Annotated in this window: 9 protein-coding genes; 3 read left to right on the top strand and 6 right to left on the bottom strand. The window is 71.8% G+C overall.

Annotation, left to right across the window (positions count from 1 at the left end; translation table 11 throughout):
• Nucleotides 1-5: 5 nt before the first annotated feature.
• On the top strand, nucleotides 6-1,628 hold the full coding sequence (locus ABD346_RS09595) for an acyl-CoA synthetase (RefSeq protein WP_344374450.1): 1,623 nt from the start codon (nucleotides 6-8) through the stop codon (nucleotides 1,626-1,628).
• Here the strand turns inward: ABD346_RS09595 and ABD346_RS09590 are convergent.
• Nucleotides 1,625-3,157 carry an alpha/beta fold hydrolase gene (locus ABD346_RS09590; RefSeq protein WP_344373780.1) on the bottom strand — a complete coding sequence of 511 codons (1,533 nt, stop codon included), beginning with the start codon at nucleotides 3,155-3,157 and terminating at the stop codon, nucleotides 1,625-1,627. The two genes, ABD346_RS09595 and ABD346_RS09590, sit on opposite strands and share 4 nt — an antisense overlap.
• 199 nt (nucleotides 3,158-3,356) lie before the next feature.
• Between ABD346_RS09590 and paaK the strand changes: the two genes are divergently transcribed.
• Nucleotides 3,357-4,649 carry a phenylacetate--CoA ligase PaaK gene (gene paaK, locus ABD346_RS09585; RefSeq protein ID WP_344373779.1) on the top strand — a complete coding sequence of 431 codons (1,293 nt, stop codon included), beginning with the start codon at nucleotides 3,357-3,359 and terminating at the stop codon, nucleotides 4,647-4,649.
• A gap of 12 nt (nucleotides 4,650-4,661) precedes the next feature.
• Here paaK and ABD346_RS09580 read toward each other — a convergent pair whose 3' ends face one another.
• The 4 genes from ABD346_RS09580 to ABD346_RS09565 all read right to left on the bottom strand — a co-directional run bounded on the left by ABD346_RS09580 (nucleotide 4,662) and on the right by ABD346_RS09565 (nucleotide 9,847).
• Nucleotides 4,662-6,152 carry an acyl-CoA synthetase gene (locus ABD346_RS09580; protein WP_344373777.1) on the bottom strand — a complete coding sequence of 497 codons (1,491 nt, stop codon included), beginning with the start codon at nucleotides 6,150-6,152 and terminating at the stop codon, nucleotides 4,662-4,664.
• A gap of 68 nt (nucleotides 6,153-6,220) precedes the next feature.
• On the bottom strand, nucleotides 6,221-7,078 hold the full coding sequence (locus tag ABD346_RS09575; protein WP_344373775.1) for an RNA polymerase sigma-70 factor: 858 nt from the start codon (nucleotides 7,076-7,078) through the stop codon (nucleotides 6,221-6,223).
• A gap of 112 nt (nucleotides 7,079-7,190) precedes the next feature.
• Nucleotides 7,191-8,741: an acyl-CoA synthetase gene (locus tag ABD346_RS09570; RefSeq protein WP_344373773.1), complete on the bottom strand. Its 1,551-nt coding sequence runs from the start codon at nucleotides 8,739-8,741 to the stop codon at nucleotides 7,191-7,193.
• Nucleotides 8,738-9,847: a nitronate monooxygenase gene (locus tag ABD346_RS09565; protein WP_344373771.1), complete on the bottom strand. Its 1,110-nt coding sequence runs from the start codon at nucleotides 9,845-9,847 to the stop codon at nucleotides 8,738-8,740. The genes ABD346_RS09570 and ABD346_RS09565 overlap by 4 nt, the downstream gene beginning before the upstream one ends.
• Before the next feature lie 204 nt (nucleotides 9,848-10,051).
• Here ABD346_RS09565 and ABD346_RS09560 point away from each other — a divergent pair, with 204 nt between their 5' ends.
• A complete protein-coding gene (locus ABD346_RS09560; protein ID WP_381228510.1) occupies nucleotides 10,052-11,827 on the top strand; it encodes a serine hydrolase domain-containing protein in 1,776 nt (591 codons plus the stop codon).
• A 24-nt stretch (nucleotides 11,828-11,851) separates the two neighbouring features.
• On the opposite strand, the gene ABD346_RS09555 is transcribed toward ABD346_RS09560, so the two are convergent.
• The gene (locus ABD346_RS09555; protein ID WP_344373767.1) at nucleotides 11,852-13,417 is read right to left on the bottom strand and encodes a phytoene desaturase family protein; all 1,566 of its coding nucleotides are present in this window, start codon (nucleotides 13,415-13,417) and stop codon (nucleotides 11,852-11,854) included.
• Nucleotides 13,418-13,513: the final 96 nt, after the last annotated feature.

Raw genomic sequence — 13,513 nt, 5'->3', positions numbered from 1 at the left:
GAATGGTGGAGTACAACCTTGCCGACCTGTTCGAGTCCGTCGTCGACGTGGTCCCGGACCGCGAGGCGCTCGTGTACATCGACCATCCCGGAACGGGCGCCGAGCGCAGGCTGACGTACCGCCGGCTGGATGAGGCGGCGAACCGGCTCGCGCATCACTTGATCGACGCGGGCCTCAAGCCCGGCGAACACCTGGGCCTGCACCTCTACAACGGCGTCGAGTACCTCCAGACGGTGCTTGCCGCCCTCAAGGCGCGCCTGGTCCCGGTGAACGTCAACTACCGTTACGTGGAAGAGGAGTTGGTCTACCTCTACCGGGACGCCGACCTCGCGGCGCTGGTCTTCGACGCCGAGTTCACGGAGCGGGTGGCTGGGGCGCTGCCGCAGACGGAGAAGCTGCGTCACCTGGTCCGGGTGGGGGAGGTTCCGCGGAACGCACCGGAACTGGCCGCCGTCGCGTTCACCGACGCCGAGGCGGCGGGCTCCCCCGAGCGGGGCTTCGGGCCGCGCTCCGCCGACGACCTGTTCATCATCTACACCGGCGGCACCACGGGCATGCCCAAGGGGGTGATGTGGCGTCAGGAGGACCTGTTCTTCGCGGGGCTGTTCGGCGGCGAGCCCGCGGGCGAGCCGGTGAAGCGGCCCGAGGAACTGGCCGAGCGGGTCGCGAAGAGCGGCGAGGGGCTGACCTTCTTCCCCGCCCCTCCCCTGATGCACGGCACCTCGACACTGACGTCGTTCGTCGCCTTCAACTACGGCCAGCGGGTGGCCATCCACCGCAAGTACGTGCCCGAGGAAGTGCTCCGTACGATCGAGAAGGAGAAGGTCACCAGCGTGTCCCTGGTGGGCGACGCGATGCTGCGGCCGCTCGTCGACGCGCTGCACGGCCCGCTCAAGGGCACGGACCTGTCGTCCCTGTTCACCGTCTCCTCATCGGGGGCGATCATGTCGGAGACGGTGCGCGACCAGCTCCAGGCGCTCGCCCCGAACGTATTGATCCTGAACAACTTCGGCTCGTCCGAATCCGGTTCCAACGGGAAGGCGACCGACGACTCGGGCCCGGAGAAGGGCTTCCGCCTGGAGGTCAACGAGCGTACGCAGGTGGTGGATCCGGTGACGCACGAGCCGGTCGCGGTCGGCGAGCCGGGGCGGCTCGCCCAGCGCGGGCACGTTCCGCTGGGTTACTACAACGACCCGGCGAAGACCGCGGAGACCTTCTTCCAGAAGGGCACGGAGCGGTGGGTGCTCCTTGGCGACATGGCGACCGTCGACGAGGACGGCATCGTCACGGTCCTCGGGCGCGGCTCGCAGTGCATCAACACGGGCGGCGAGAAGGTCTACCCGGAGGAGGTCGAGCAGGCCCTCAAGTCGCATCCGGACGTGTACGACGCGCTGGTGGCGGGGGTGCCGGACGCGAAGTGGGGCAGCCATGTGGCGGCGGTGGTGCAGGTCCGCGAGGGCGCGCCCGAGCCCACGCTCGCCGCCATCCAGACGCACTGCCGCACCAAGCTCGCGGGCTACAAGGTGCCGCGCCAGCTGGTGATCACCCCCGCCATCCAGCGCTCCCCCAGCGGAAAGGCGGACTACCGCTGGGCGCGGACGGTGGCCGCGGAGGCGGATGCCTGCTAGAGGACGCCGATGCCGAACTCGCCGAGCGCGGCCAGGTATTCGGCGGGGCGCTCGGTGTGCACGAGGTGGCCCGCGTCGATGGTGACCAGGCGGGCACCCGGTATCCGCGAGGCCATCCAGGCCAGCTTCTTCTGGTCGATCCGGCTGGCCGGGCCGCCCGCGACCACCAGCGTGGGAACCGCGATGGCGGCGAACCGGCCGCGCCACGCGGGGTCGGGGTCGTTCAGCTGGGCGTCGGTCGACGGGACGACCGGCCAGTCGAAGCCGAGCCGCCCTTCGGGGCGTTCGGCGGGTCCGCGCGGCGGGTCCAGGGGGAAGAACGGCGGGGTCTCCTCCAGGACGAGGCGGCCGATGAGGCCCGGCTCGTCCTCGGCGAGCAGCGCGGCGGCCGCCCCGCCCATGGAGTGGCCGACCACGTCCGCACCGGCGAGGCCGAGCGCCACCAGAAAGCCCCGCAGATCATCGCGGAACGCCTCGAAGGAGTAGCCCCCCGGCCAGTCGCTCAGGCCGTGTCCGCGCAGGTCGACGGCGTACACCCGGCGGGTTGCCGCGAGCCGTTCGGCGATCTGGGCCCAGTCCCTGCTGTCGCCGCCCCGGCCGTGTACGAGCACGACGGGCGGTGCGGCCTCTGCGCCCCGCACGCGGTAGGCGAGCCGGACTCCGCCGACGGTGACGGTGCGCACGTCCGGGTCGAGGAAGGCGGCGACGGTGCGGACGAAGGCTTCGGCGTCGTCGATCCACGGGTAGTGCCCGGCGCCGCGCTGGACGGCGAGTTCGGCGTTCGGGAAGAGCGCGGCCAGCTCGGCGGCCCGTGCGGGCGTCGGCCCGCCGTCGTACTCCCCGGCGAGGACCAGCACGGGCGCGGTCACCTCGGCGAGCGCGGCGGTGGTCGCCTTCGGCTCGAAGGAGCCTTCCGCGTAGTACGCGCTCGCCGCGTCCCGGTTCGCCCCGGCTTGGGCAGCGGCCTCGTGCCACTGTGCCGCCGCGTCCCAACGCCCGTAGGCGAACGGCCTGATGGCGGAGCGCACCTCGTCCCAGTCCGCCTCCCCCGCCCATGTCCGCTCGAAGGCCGCACGGCCCTCCTCGTACCAGGGTTCACCTGCCCGCAGGGCGACGGCCGACCGCCAGTCGTCCTCGGTCACCTCGATGCCCACCGCGCGGACGCCGGGCGCGACCAGAGTGAGTGAGCCGACCCGGTCCGGGTGGCGGGCGGCGTACAGCAGCGCCAGGTTCCCGGAGGCCGAGTGCCCGAGCAGATCGATCCGGTCGAGGCCGAGGTGCCCGCGCAGCGCCTCCACGTCGGCCACCTGGCGGTCGCAGCGGTACGAAGCCGGGTCGTCCGGCGCGGCCGAGTCCCCCGTGCCGCGCAGGTCGAGCAGGACGAGCTGTCGGTGGGCGGTGAGGCCGCCGAGGTCCCCCAGGTACTCCGAGGCGCGCATCGCACCGCCGGGTATACACAGGAGCGGTTCGCCCTCGCCGCGCAGGTGGTAGGCGAGTCGGGTCCCGTCGTACGTCGTGAACATCGGCATGCGGCCGATCCTCACAGCACCCCGATGATCAAGGCAATGGGTTTCGCCGACAGCGCGAACGGTCCACCGTCGAGTTGTCCACAGGCCTTGACGAGCCCCTCAGGTGGCTGAATTACTGATCCGACACAGATCGACCGAATGATCGGTCGTCCGATTTCGTCGCACCCTCCGGGGGCGGAGCGAGGACGGGAGCGCAACGATGGCAGTGGAGCTGGACGAGGCGGAGCGGATGGGCCGGCCGGAGCTCGAAGCCTTGCAGCTCGACCGGTTGCGGGCCTCGCTGCGGCATGCGTACGACCACGTCGGTTTCTACCGGGAGGCGTTCGACAAGGCCGGGGTCCACCCGGAGGACTGCCGCTCGCTCGCGGACCTCGCCCGCTTCCCGTTCACCGCCAAGTCCGACCTGCGCGACCACTACCCGTTCGGGATGTTCGCGGTCCCGGAGACCGACATCCGCCGCATCCACGCCTCCAGCGGCACGACGGGCCGGCCGACCGTCGTCGGCTACACCCAGCGGGACCTGGACACCTGGGCGGACGTGGTGGCCCGTTCCATCCGCGCGGCGGGCGGCCGGCCCGGCCACAAGGTCCATGTGGCGTACGGATACGGCCTGTTCACCGGCGGCCTCGGCGCGCACTACGGGGCCGAGCGGCTCGGCTGTACGGTGATCCCCGCATCCGGCGGCATGACGGCCCGTCAGGTCCAGCTGATCCAGGACTTCCGCCCCGAGATCATCATGGTGACCCCGTCCTACATGCTGACGCTGCTCGACGAGTTCGAGCGCCAGGGCGTCGACCCCCGTACGACCTCGCTCAAGGTCGGCATCTTCGGGGCCGAGCCGTGGACCGAGGAGATGCGCCGCGAGATCGAGGAGCGCTTCGCGATCGACGCGGTCGACATCTACGGGCTCTCGGAAGTCATGGGCCCGGGCGTCGCACAGGAGTGCGTGGAGACCAAGGACGGTCTGCACATCTGGGAGGACCACTTCTACCCGGAGATCGTGGATCCGCTCACCGGCGAGGTCCTGCCGGACGGGGAGCGGGGCGAGCTCGTCTTCACCTCGCTCACCAAGGAAGCGATGCCGGTGATCCGCTACCGGACGCGGGACCTGACACGCCTGCTGCCCGGCACGGCCCGGGTGTTCCGGCGGATGGAGAAGGTGACCGGGCGCAGCGACGACCTGGTCATCCTGCGCGGGGTGAACCTCTTCCCCACCCAGATCGAGGAGATCGTGCTGCGCACGCCCGGTCTCGCCCCGCACTTCCAGTTGCGGCTGACCCGTGAGGGCCGCCTCGACGCACTGACGGTCCGGGTGGAGGCCCGGGCGGACACACCGCCGGAGCAGCGCGACGCCGCGGCGCGTTCGATCGTCGCCGCCGTCAAGGACGGGATCGGCGTCTCCGTGGCGGTGGAGGTCGTCGACCCCGAGACCATCGAGCGCTCGGTCGGCAAGTTCAAGCGGATCGTCGACCTGCGGCCGGGACACTCCTGAGGCCACGGGAGGTCACGCGAACCGCTCGCGCAGCTCCCGCTTCAGGATCTTCCCGCTCGCATTGCGCGGCAGCTCGTCGACGAACAGGACCCTCTTCGGGGCTTTGAAGTGGGCGAGCAACTCCCGTGCGTGGTCGATGAGTTGGGCCTCGTCCACCTCGTCCCGCCGTACGACGAACGCGGTGACCGCCTCGATCCAGCACTCGTCGGGCAGGCCGACGACGGCGGCCTCGGCGACCGCCGGGTGGGTGTACAGCGCGTCCTCGACCTGGCGGGAGGCGATCAGTACGCCGCCGGAGTTGATGACGTCCTTGACCCGGTCGACGACGGTGAAGTAGCCCTCGCCGTCGCGCACCGCGAGGTCGCCGGAGTGGAACCAGCCGTCGCGGAAGGCCTCCTCGGTCTCGGCGGGCTTGTCCCAGTAGCCCTCGCACAACTGCGGGGAGCGGTAGACCACTTCGCCCGCCGTGCCGTCGGGAACCTCCTTGCCGCTCTCGTCGACGACCTTCGCCTCGACGAACAGGACGGGCCGCCCGCACGAGTCCATCCGCCCTTCGTGCTCCTCGGGTCCGAGCACGGTGGCGAGCGGGCCGATCTCGCTCTGCCCGAAACAGTTGTAGAAGGCGAGCCCGGGCAGCCGTTCGCGCAGCCGCTCCAGGACCGGCACCGGCATGATGGAGGCTCCGTAGTACGCCTTGCGCAGCCCGCTCAGGTCGCGCGTGGCGAACTCGGGGTGGCCCGCGAGGCCGATCCACACCGTGGGCGGCGCGAACAGCGAGTCGGCGCGGCCCGCCTCCACCAGGTCGAAGATCCGCCCCGGGTCCGGCGTGTCCAGGATGGTGTTCTCCGCGCCCACCGCGAGGTAGGGCAGCAGGAAGACGTGCATCTGCGCCGAGTGGTAGAGCGGCAACGAGTGCACGGGCCGGTCGCTCTCGCGCAGGTCGAGCGCCGTGATGGCGGAGACGTACTCGTGGACGAGAGCCCGGTGGGTCATCATCGCGCCCTTGGGCAGCGCGGTGGTGCCGGAGGTGTAGAGCAGCTGGACCACGTCACGCCGCTCCCCGTCGGGCTCGTACGGGAGCGGTTCGGCCAGGGCCGCGAGGAGCGAGCCTTCGCCGTCGCGCAGGGCGAGCACCGGGAAGCCGTCGGGCACCCGGTCGGCGAGCGCGGGGTCGGCGAGGACGAGGGCCGCGCCGGACTGTTCCAGGATGTACACCAGGTCCGCGCCGGTGAGGTGCTGGTTGACCGGCACATGGATGAGCCCGGCGCGGGCGCAGGCGAGGAACGCGATGAGATACGCGTCCGAGTTGTGCCCGTAGGTGGCGACCCGGTCGCCCTTGCCCAGCCCCCGGGCGGCGAGGTGGGCGGCCGCGGTGGAGACGGCCGCGTCCAGGTCGGCGTAGCTCCAGGCGCGGTCCGCGTACCGGACGGCGGTGCGATCGGGGGTGCGGCGGGCGCTGCGGCGCACGATGCCGTCGACGGTGCTGCTGCGTACCTCTTCCATGGCTGGATCCTGGGCGGCCCGCCCGGCGGGGTCAAGGCATGGGCCCCTTTCCCCGCCGAACGGCCTGCCTAGGACGACAGATGGGTGAGCTTGTCGGGGTTGCGGATCGAGTAGATGGTGCCGATGAGTCCGTCGTGGAAGGCGATCAGGCCGATCTGGCGCCGGCCGTCGGCGGTGATCGACAGGGCCGGGCCGCCGTTGACGTCGACGACCTCGAAGCTCTCCAGCGGATACCGGTTGAGCAGGCCGGTGAGGAAGGCGAGCACCTTCTTGCGGCCCATGACCGGGCGCAGCGCGGCCCTGACCTTGCCGCCGCCGTCGCTCCAGGCCACGACGTCCTCGGCGAGCAGTTCGGCCAGCGCGCTCAGGTCGCCGCCCGCGGCCGCTTCGAGGAAGCGACTGAGCAGCTTGGCGTGTTCGTCGTCGGAGAGCGGGAAGCGGTCGCGGCCGGCGGCGAGGTGACGGCCGGCCCTGCTGTACATCTGGCGGCAGTTGGCGACGCTCGCGTCGACGACGTCCGCGATCTCCTCGTACGGCAGCTGGAAGGCCTCGCGCAGCACGAACACGGCGCGCTCCGGCGGCGAGAGGCGTTCCATGAGGTGGACGGTGGCGTAGGCGACGGTGTCGCGCAGCTCGGCCGTGTCCAGCGGGCCGAGCGTGTCGGTGGCGACGGGCTCGGGCAGCCACGGCCCGACGTACGCCTCGCGGGTCACCCGCGCCGAGCGCAGCTGGTCGATGGCGAGCCGGGACACGACGGTGATGAGGAAGCCGCGCGCGTCCCTGACCTCGGCTCGGTCGACCCGGCTCCAGCGCAGATAGGCGTCCTGGACGACGTCCTCGGCGTCCCACACGGAGCCGAGCAGGCGGTAGGCGAGCCCGATCAGCACCTGCCGGTGCTCCTCGAACTCCTCGGCATGATCCGTCATGACGTGTGACACCTCCCCGTGCGGTGCCGCCGGCCGTGCCCCGGCGGCTGCCGCGTCATTCAACTCGACGGCGGGCCGGGGCGCCAGCGGGGCCGGGCGGATGTCCGCGGGGTCACATCGTGCGCTCGTGGCCCTCCCAGTACGGTTCGCGCAACCGTCGCTTGTAGAGCTTGCCGTTCGGGTCGCGCGGCATGGTCTGGATGAAGTCGACGGTCTTGGGGCGCTTGTATCCGGCCAACTGGTGTGCGCAGTGAGCGAGTATCGCGGCCGCGAGGGCGTCGCCCGCCTCGTGCCCCTCGGCGACCTCGACGACGGCCTTCACCTCCTCGCCCCAGTCGGCGTGCGGAATGCCGAAGGCCGCGGCGTCGGCGACGGCCGGGTGGGTCAGGAGCGCGGCCTCGATCTCGGCCGGGTAGATGTTGACGCCACCCGAGATGATCATGTCGATCTTGCGGTCGCGGAGGAAGAGGTAGCCGTCCTCGTCGAGGTAGCCGAGGTCGCCGACGGTGAAGAAGTCGCCGATGCGGTTCTTCTTCGTCTTGCTCTCGTCCTTGTGGTAGCTGAAGCCGCCGGTCGACATCTTCATGTAGACCGTGCCCAACTCCCCTGCGGGCAGCCTTACTTGCTCGTCGTCGAAGACCGCCAGCTCACTGATGGGCCAGGCCTTTCCGACCGTTCCGGGCTTCTTCAGCCAGTCCTCGGCGGTGGCGAAGGCACCGCCGCCCTCACTGGCCGCGTAGTACTCCTCGACACAGCTCCCCCACCAGTCGATCATGGCGCGTTTCACGTGGTCGGGGCAGGGTGCGGCGCCGTGGATGGCGTGCCGCATCGAGGAGACGTCGTACCGCGCCTTCACCGCGTCGGACAGCGAGAGCAGCCGGTGGAACTGGGTCGGCACCATGTGGGTGTGCGTGCACGCCTGTTCGTCGATGAGGCGCAGCATGTCCTCGGGCGTCCACTTGTCCATGAGGACGACGCGGTGCCCGATGTGCAGGGAGGCGCCCGCGAATTGGAGGACCGCCGTGTGGTAGAGCGGCGAGCACACCAGGTGGACGTTGTCGTCGAACGGCTTGATGCCGAAGATGGCGAGGAAGCCGCCGAGGTAGGTCTCCTCCGGCGGCTTTCCGGGCAGCGGGCGCCGGATGCCGCGCGGGCGTCCGGTGGTGCCGGAGGTGTAGTTCATGACCCAGCCGAGCGTGCGGTCGGCGGGCACCGACTCGGGCTGTCCGTCGAGGAGTTGGGCGTACGGAGCGAAGCCCGCGATCGTGCCGACGGCGTAGCGGTGCGAGGCGGGCAGCTTCGCCTCGTCGGCCGCGGCGGTGGCGGCGTCGGCGAACCGCTCGTGCGCGACGAGGACCTTGGCGCCGGAGTCGGAGACGATCCAGGCGATCTCCGGGCCGACCAGATGGTGGTTGACGGGCACGAGGTAGAACCCGCCCTGGGAGGCGGCGAGATAGGCGGTGAAGAACTCGACGCCGTTGGGCAGCACCACCGCGACGGCGTCGCCGCGCTCGAGGCCGGCCGCCCGCAGTCCGTGCACGAGCTGGTTGACGGCGCCGTGCAGACGGCCTGCGGTCCACTCCTCGCCGTCCGGCGCGATGAGGACCGGGCGGTCGGGGTCGGCGGTGGCCTGGGCCCAGAAGCCGTTGGGCGGCTGGTTCATCGGGCGTCCCTCCCGGCGATGCGGTTGATGCGGTCGATGGCGCGCTCGAAGCCGCGCGTGAGCTCGTCGAAGGTTTCCTGGACGCTGCGTTCGGCGGTCATCCTCCCGACGATCTGGCCGACGGGGGTGCCGAGCAGCGGCTCGACCTCGTACTTCTGGATGCGGGACACGGCCTCGGCGACGAGCAGGCCCTGGAGCGGCATGGGCAGGGTGCCGGGGCCGGCCGGGTCGTCCCAGGCGTCGGTCCATTCGGTACGCAGTTGGCGGGCGGGCTTTCCGGTGAGCGCGCGGGAGCGGACGGTGTCGCCGGAGCCGGCCGCGAGGAGCTTGCGGGTGAGCGCGCGGGAGTGCATCTCGGCCTCGGTGGTGGTGAGCCAGATCGAGCCGAGCCAGACGCCCTGGGCGCCGAGCGCGAGCCCGGCGGCGATCTGCTCGCCGCTGCCGATGCCCCCGGCCGCGAGGACCGGCAACGGGCCGACGGCGTCGACGACTTCGGGGACGAGCACCATGGTGGCGATCTCCCCGGTGTGCCCGCCGGCCTCGTAGCCCTGGGCGACGACGATGTCGATGCCGGCGTCCGCGTGGTGGCGGGCATGCCGGGCGCTGCCCGCGAGCGCGGCGACGAGCACGCCCTGGTCGTGGGCGCGCCGGACGACGTCGGCGGGCGGCGAACCGAGCGCGTTGGCGAGCAGCTTGATCGGATAGCCGAAGGCGACATCGAGCTGGTTGCGGGCCACCTGCTCCATCCAGCCGGTGATGCGCCAGCCGGACGCCTCGCCCTCGGCGAGCTCGGGCACCTGGTGCTTGGCGAGGGTGTCCCGCACGAACTGGCGGTGCTCCTCGGGGATCATGGCCTCGATCTCGGCCTCGCCGACCCCCTCGACCTTCTTGGCGGGCATCACGACGTCGAGCCCGTACGGCAGCCCGCCGGTGTGGTCCTGCATCCAGTCGAGGTCGCGCGCGAGGTCGTCGGGCGCCGTGTAGCGGACCGCGCCGAGCACACCGAATCCGCCGGCCCGCGTGATGGCCGCGGCCACCGCCGGGAACGGCGTGAAGCCGAAGACGGCGTGCTCGACTCCCAGTCTCTTGCTCAGCTCCGTCTGCATGGGGCGCAGAATGCCGCAGCCGGAGCGACGAGGGAAGAGATTTTCTGATGCTGCGTCAGATTCTTTGCCGTGGGCCGTGGCGACTTGCCGCCTCATTGACACGGGCGAGCCCATGGAAGAAAGTTTCTGTCGTCCGGCGTGATCGCGAAAGATACTTTCAGGACGCCGGAGTCCGCGTCCGGAAGGCGCGGCGGGAAGGGGTGCGTGCCGGTGGCCGAGGAAGTCCGGGGCGTGAGCAGGCGACAGCTGGCCGGTGCGGCCGTGGCGCTGGGAGGTGCGCTGGTGGTGGGCTCGTCGCCGGGCGGTGAGGCGATCGCGGCGGGGCGCGGCAGGACACTGCGGCGCGGGTCCGCCGAGCAGGCCGGGCTGCTGTCCGAGCACCTGGACCGTCTGGTCGAGGACGCGGACAAGTTCCTCGGCCCCTCCCCCGCGCACCCCTGGTACGCGGGGGCCGTGCTGCTCGCGGGGCGCGGCGGCACGGTGGCGCTGCACCGCCCGATCGGCAGCGCGGTGCGCTACGCGGCATACGACGAGAAGAGCGACCGGGCGGTGGAGCTGCCGCCCGAGCGGCGGATCGCGACGGCGAAGGACACGGTGTACGACCTCGCCTCGCTCTCCAAGCTGTTCACCTCGCTGCTCGCCGTCCAGCAGATCGAGCGCGGGGCGCTGGACCTCGGCAGGACGGTCGCCTCGTATCTGCCCGAGTTCGGCGCGGCGGGCAAACAGGAGGTCACCGTACGACAGTTGCTCACCCACACCTCGGGGTTCCGCGACTGGATCCCGCTGTACGGGGCGCCGACGTACGAGGAGAAGCTGAAGCTCATCTGGGACGAGGCCCCGGCGAGCCCGCCCGGCAGCACCTACCGTTACTCCGACCTCAATCTGATCTCTCTGCAACTGGTCCTGGAGAGGATCACCGCTCGCCCGCTGGATGCACTGCTCCACGACGAGATCACTGCTCCACTCGGGATGCACCGCACTCGTTACAACCCGCCCGCGTCCTGGAAGCCGAAGATCGCCGCGACCGAGGACGCCCGCAAGCCGTGGTCCGGCATCGAACGGGGCCTGGTGTGGGGCGAGGTGCACGACGAGAACGCGTACTGCCTCGGCGGCGTCGCCGGCCACGCCGGGGTCTTCTCCTGCGCCTGGGACCTCGCGGTCCTCGCCCGCACTCTGCTCAACGGCGGCGCCTACGGCCGGACCCGAATCCTGGCCCCCGCCTCCGTCGATCTGCTGTTCAAGGACTTCAACACGGCCTTCCCCGGCCACGAGCACGGGCTCGGCTTCGAGCTCTACCAGCACTGGTACATGGGTGCGATGGCGACGCCGCGCAGCGCGGGGCACACCGGGTTCACCGGCACGAGCATCGTCGTCGACCCGGGCACCGACACGTTCCTCGTGCTGCTCGCCAACTCCGTCCACCCGGTGCGCACTTGGCGATCCGGGTCCGCGCCGCGCGTGGCCGCGGGCAACGCGCTGGCGCGGGCCGTGGCGGTCCGCCCCGCGCACGGCGGCACGTCCTGGTTCGCGGGCATGGCGCGCGGCACGAGCGCCACGCTCACCCTCCCCGAGCTGGATGTCGCCTCCGACCGAGCCCGGCTGAGCTGCGCCCTGTGGTGGGACACCGAGCCGGGCGTGGGCACAGCGGCCCTCGAAGCCTCGGTCGACGCGGGGGCCACCTGGCGGCCCGTGCCCTTCACGACCGCACGCCCGGGCGAAGGGGCCGTGGAGCACCCGGCCGGGTCGGTGACGGGGTGGTCCGGGCGGGTCTGGCACGAGGCGACGGCGGACCTCGCCGCCTGGCGCGGCCGGCCGGTGCGGCTGCGCTGGCGGTACACGACGGGCCCGCTGTACGTCGGCCGAGGAGTGTACGTCGACGGCCTGCGGGTCGCCGAGGAACGGCGGGTGCTGTTCGACGAGACGGGAGGCGACGACGCCGCGCGGATCGAGGCGTCGGGCTGGGAGAAGTCTCCCGACTGAGTGGATTCACAAAGGGATTGCCCCCTACTGGCCCAGCACCGCCATCGCCGCGTTGTGGCCCGGGATGCCGCTCACTCCGCCGCCGCGTACGGCGCCGGCCCCGCAGAGCAGCACGTTCGCGAGGCCGGTTTCGACGCCCCAGCGGCCCGTCGAGTCGTCGGCGTAGGGGAAGGCGAGGGCCCGGTGGAAGATGTTGCCGCCGGGCAGCCGCAGGTCGCGCTCCAGGTCGAGGGGGGTCTTGGCCTCGATGCAGGGATGGCCGTCGGCGTCCGGGGCCAGGCAGTCGGCGAGGGGTTCGTCGAGGTGGGCGTCCAGCTGGGCGAGGGTCGCCGCGAGCAGTTGTTCGCGGGCCTTGTCGTTGTCGTCGGCGAACAGGCGGGCCGGGGTGTGCAGGCCGAACAGGGTGAGGGTCTGATAGCCCTGGGCCGCGAGTTCGGGGCCCAGGATCGAGGGGTCGGTCAGCGAGTGGCAGTAGATCTCCGACGGCGGGGCGGAGGGTAGCTCGCCCCGCGCGGCCTCGGCGTACGCGGTCGCCAACTGGCCGTATCCCTCGGCGATGTGGAAGGTTCCGGCGAAGGCCTCGCGCGGGTCGACGGAGCTGTCGCGGAGCCGGGGCAGCCGCTTGAGCAGCATGTTGACCTTCAGCTGGGCGCCCTCGGCGGGCTCGGGCGGGGTGTCACCGACGAGCTCGGCCAGGGCCTGCGGCGAGGCGTTGACCAGGACGTGGCGGGCGGCCACCGTGCCGGACGCCTCGGCCGTGGCGTAGGCGACCTCGGCCTCGGTGCCGTCGGTGCGGATCGCGGTCACCTCGTGCCCGGTGGCGATCTCCGCGCCGGCCGCCCGCGCGGCCCGGGCGAGCGCGTCGGTGAGGGCGCCCATGCCGCCGACCGGGACGTCCCAGTCGCCGGTGCCCTGGCCGATCACGTGGTAGAGGAAGCAGCGGTTCTGGGCGAGCGAGGGGTCGTGGGCGTCGGCGAACGTGCCGATCAGGGCGTCGGTGAGGACGACGCCGCGGACGAGGTCGTCGGTGAAGCGGTCCTCCACGGCGACGCCGATGGGCTCCTCGAAGAGCATCCGCCACGCCGCGTCGTCCGCGACCCGCTCGCGCAGCGCGGCCGCGGTGGGCAGCGGCTCGGTGAGCGTGGGGAAGACCCGCCCCGCGACCTGTCGCGTGGTCTCGTAGAAGGCCTGCCAGGCCGTGAACTCGGCGTCGGATCCGGTCAGTTGGCGGAATGACGCGGCGGTTCGCTCCTGGCCGCCGCCGACCAGGAGGCCGCCGGGGCGGCCGTCGCGGACGGTCGGCGTGTACGAGGAGACCGTCCGCTTGCGGACCGCGAAGTCGAGCCCCAGGTCGTCGACGATCTTCTTCGGCAGGAGGGAGACGAGGTAGGAGTAGCGCGAGAGCCGCGCGTCCACGCCCGCGAAGGGGCGGGTCGAGACGGCGGCGCCGCCGGTGCGGCCGAGCCGTTCGAGGACGAGGACGGACTTTCCGGCGCGGGCGAGGTAGGCGGCGGCGACCAGGCCGTTGTGGCCGCCCCCGACGATGACGGCGTCGTACAGGTCACGGGCGAACGCGGTGCGTGCGGGCATGCCTCTTGGTAACACGGGATGATCGGCGGGGGAACCCGTCCCGGGCCGCGCAGGATGACCGCCTTGCGATCCGTCCCCGCCGCGCGGGCGCGGAAA

This window comes from Streptomyces mauvecolor, assembly GCF_039532965.1.
Classification (GTDB): Bacteria; Actinomycetota; Actinomycetes; order Streptomycetales; family Streptomycetaceae; genus Streptomyces; species Streptomyces violascens.
Note: the sequence above shows the minus strand (reverse complement) of the source record. Positions and strands in the feature narration are given on the sequence as shown.

Bases quoted from the DNA above. Each gene is read 5' to 3' on its own strand.
- ABD346_RS09590 (WP_344373780.1), bottom strand. From the start codon at position 3,157: ATGCCGATGTTCACGACGTACGACGGGACCCGACTCGCCTACCACCTG.
- paaK (WP_344373779.1), top strand. From the start codon at position 3,357: ATGGCAGTGGAGCTGGACGAGGCGGAGCGGATGGGCCGGCCGGAGCTC.
- ABD346_RS09580 (WP_344373777.1), bottom strand. From the start codon at position 6,152: ATGGAAGAGGTACGCAGCAGCACCGTCGACGGCATCGTGCGCCGCAGC.
- ABD346_RS09575 (WP_344373775.1), bottom strand. From the start codon at position 7,078: ATGACGGATCATGCCGAGGAGTTCGAGGAGCACCGGCAGGTGCTGATC.
- ABD346_RS09570 (WP_344373773.1), bottom strand. From the start codon at position 8,741: ATGAACCAGCCGCCCAACGGCTTCTGGGCCCAGGCCACCGCCGACCCC.
- ABD346_RS09565 (WP_344373771.1), bottom strand. From the start codon at position 9,847: ATGCAGACGGAGCTGAGCAAGAGACTGGGAGTCGAGCACGCCGTCTTC.
- ABD346_RS09555 (WP_344373767.1), bottom strand. From the start codon at position 13,417: ATGCCCGCACGCACCGCGTTCGCCCGTGACCTGTACGACGCCGTCATC.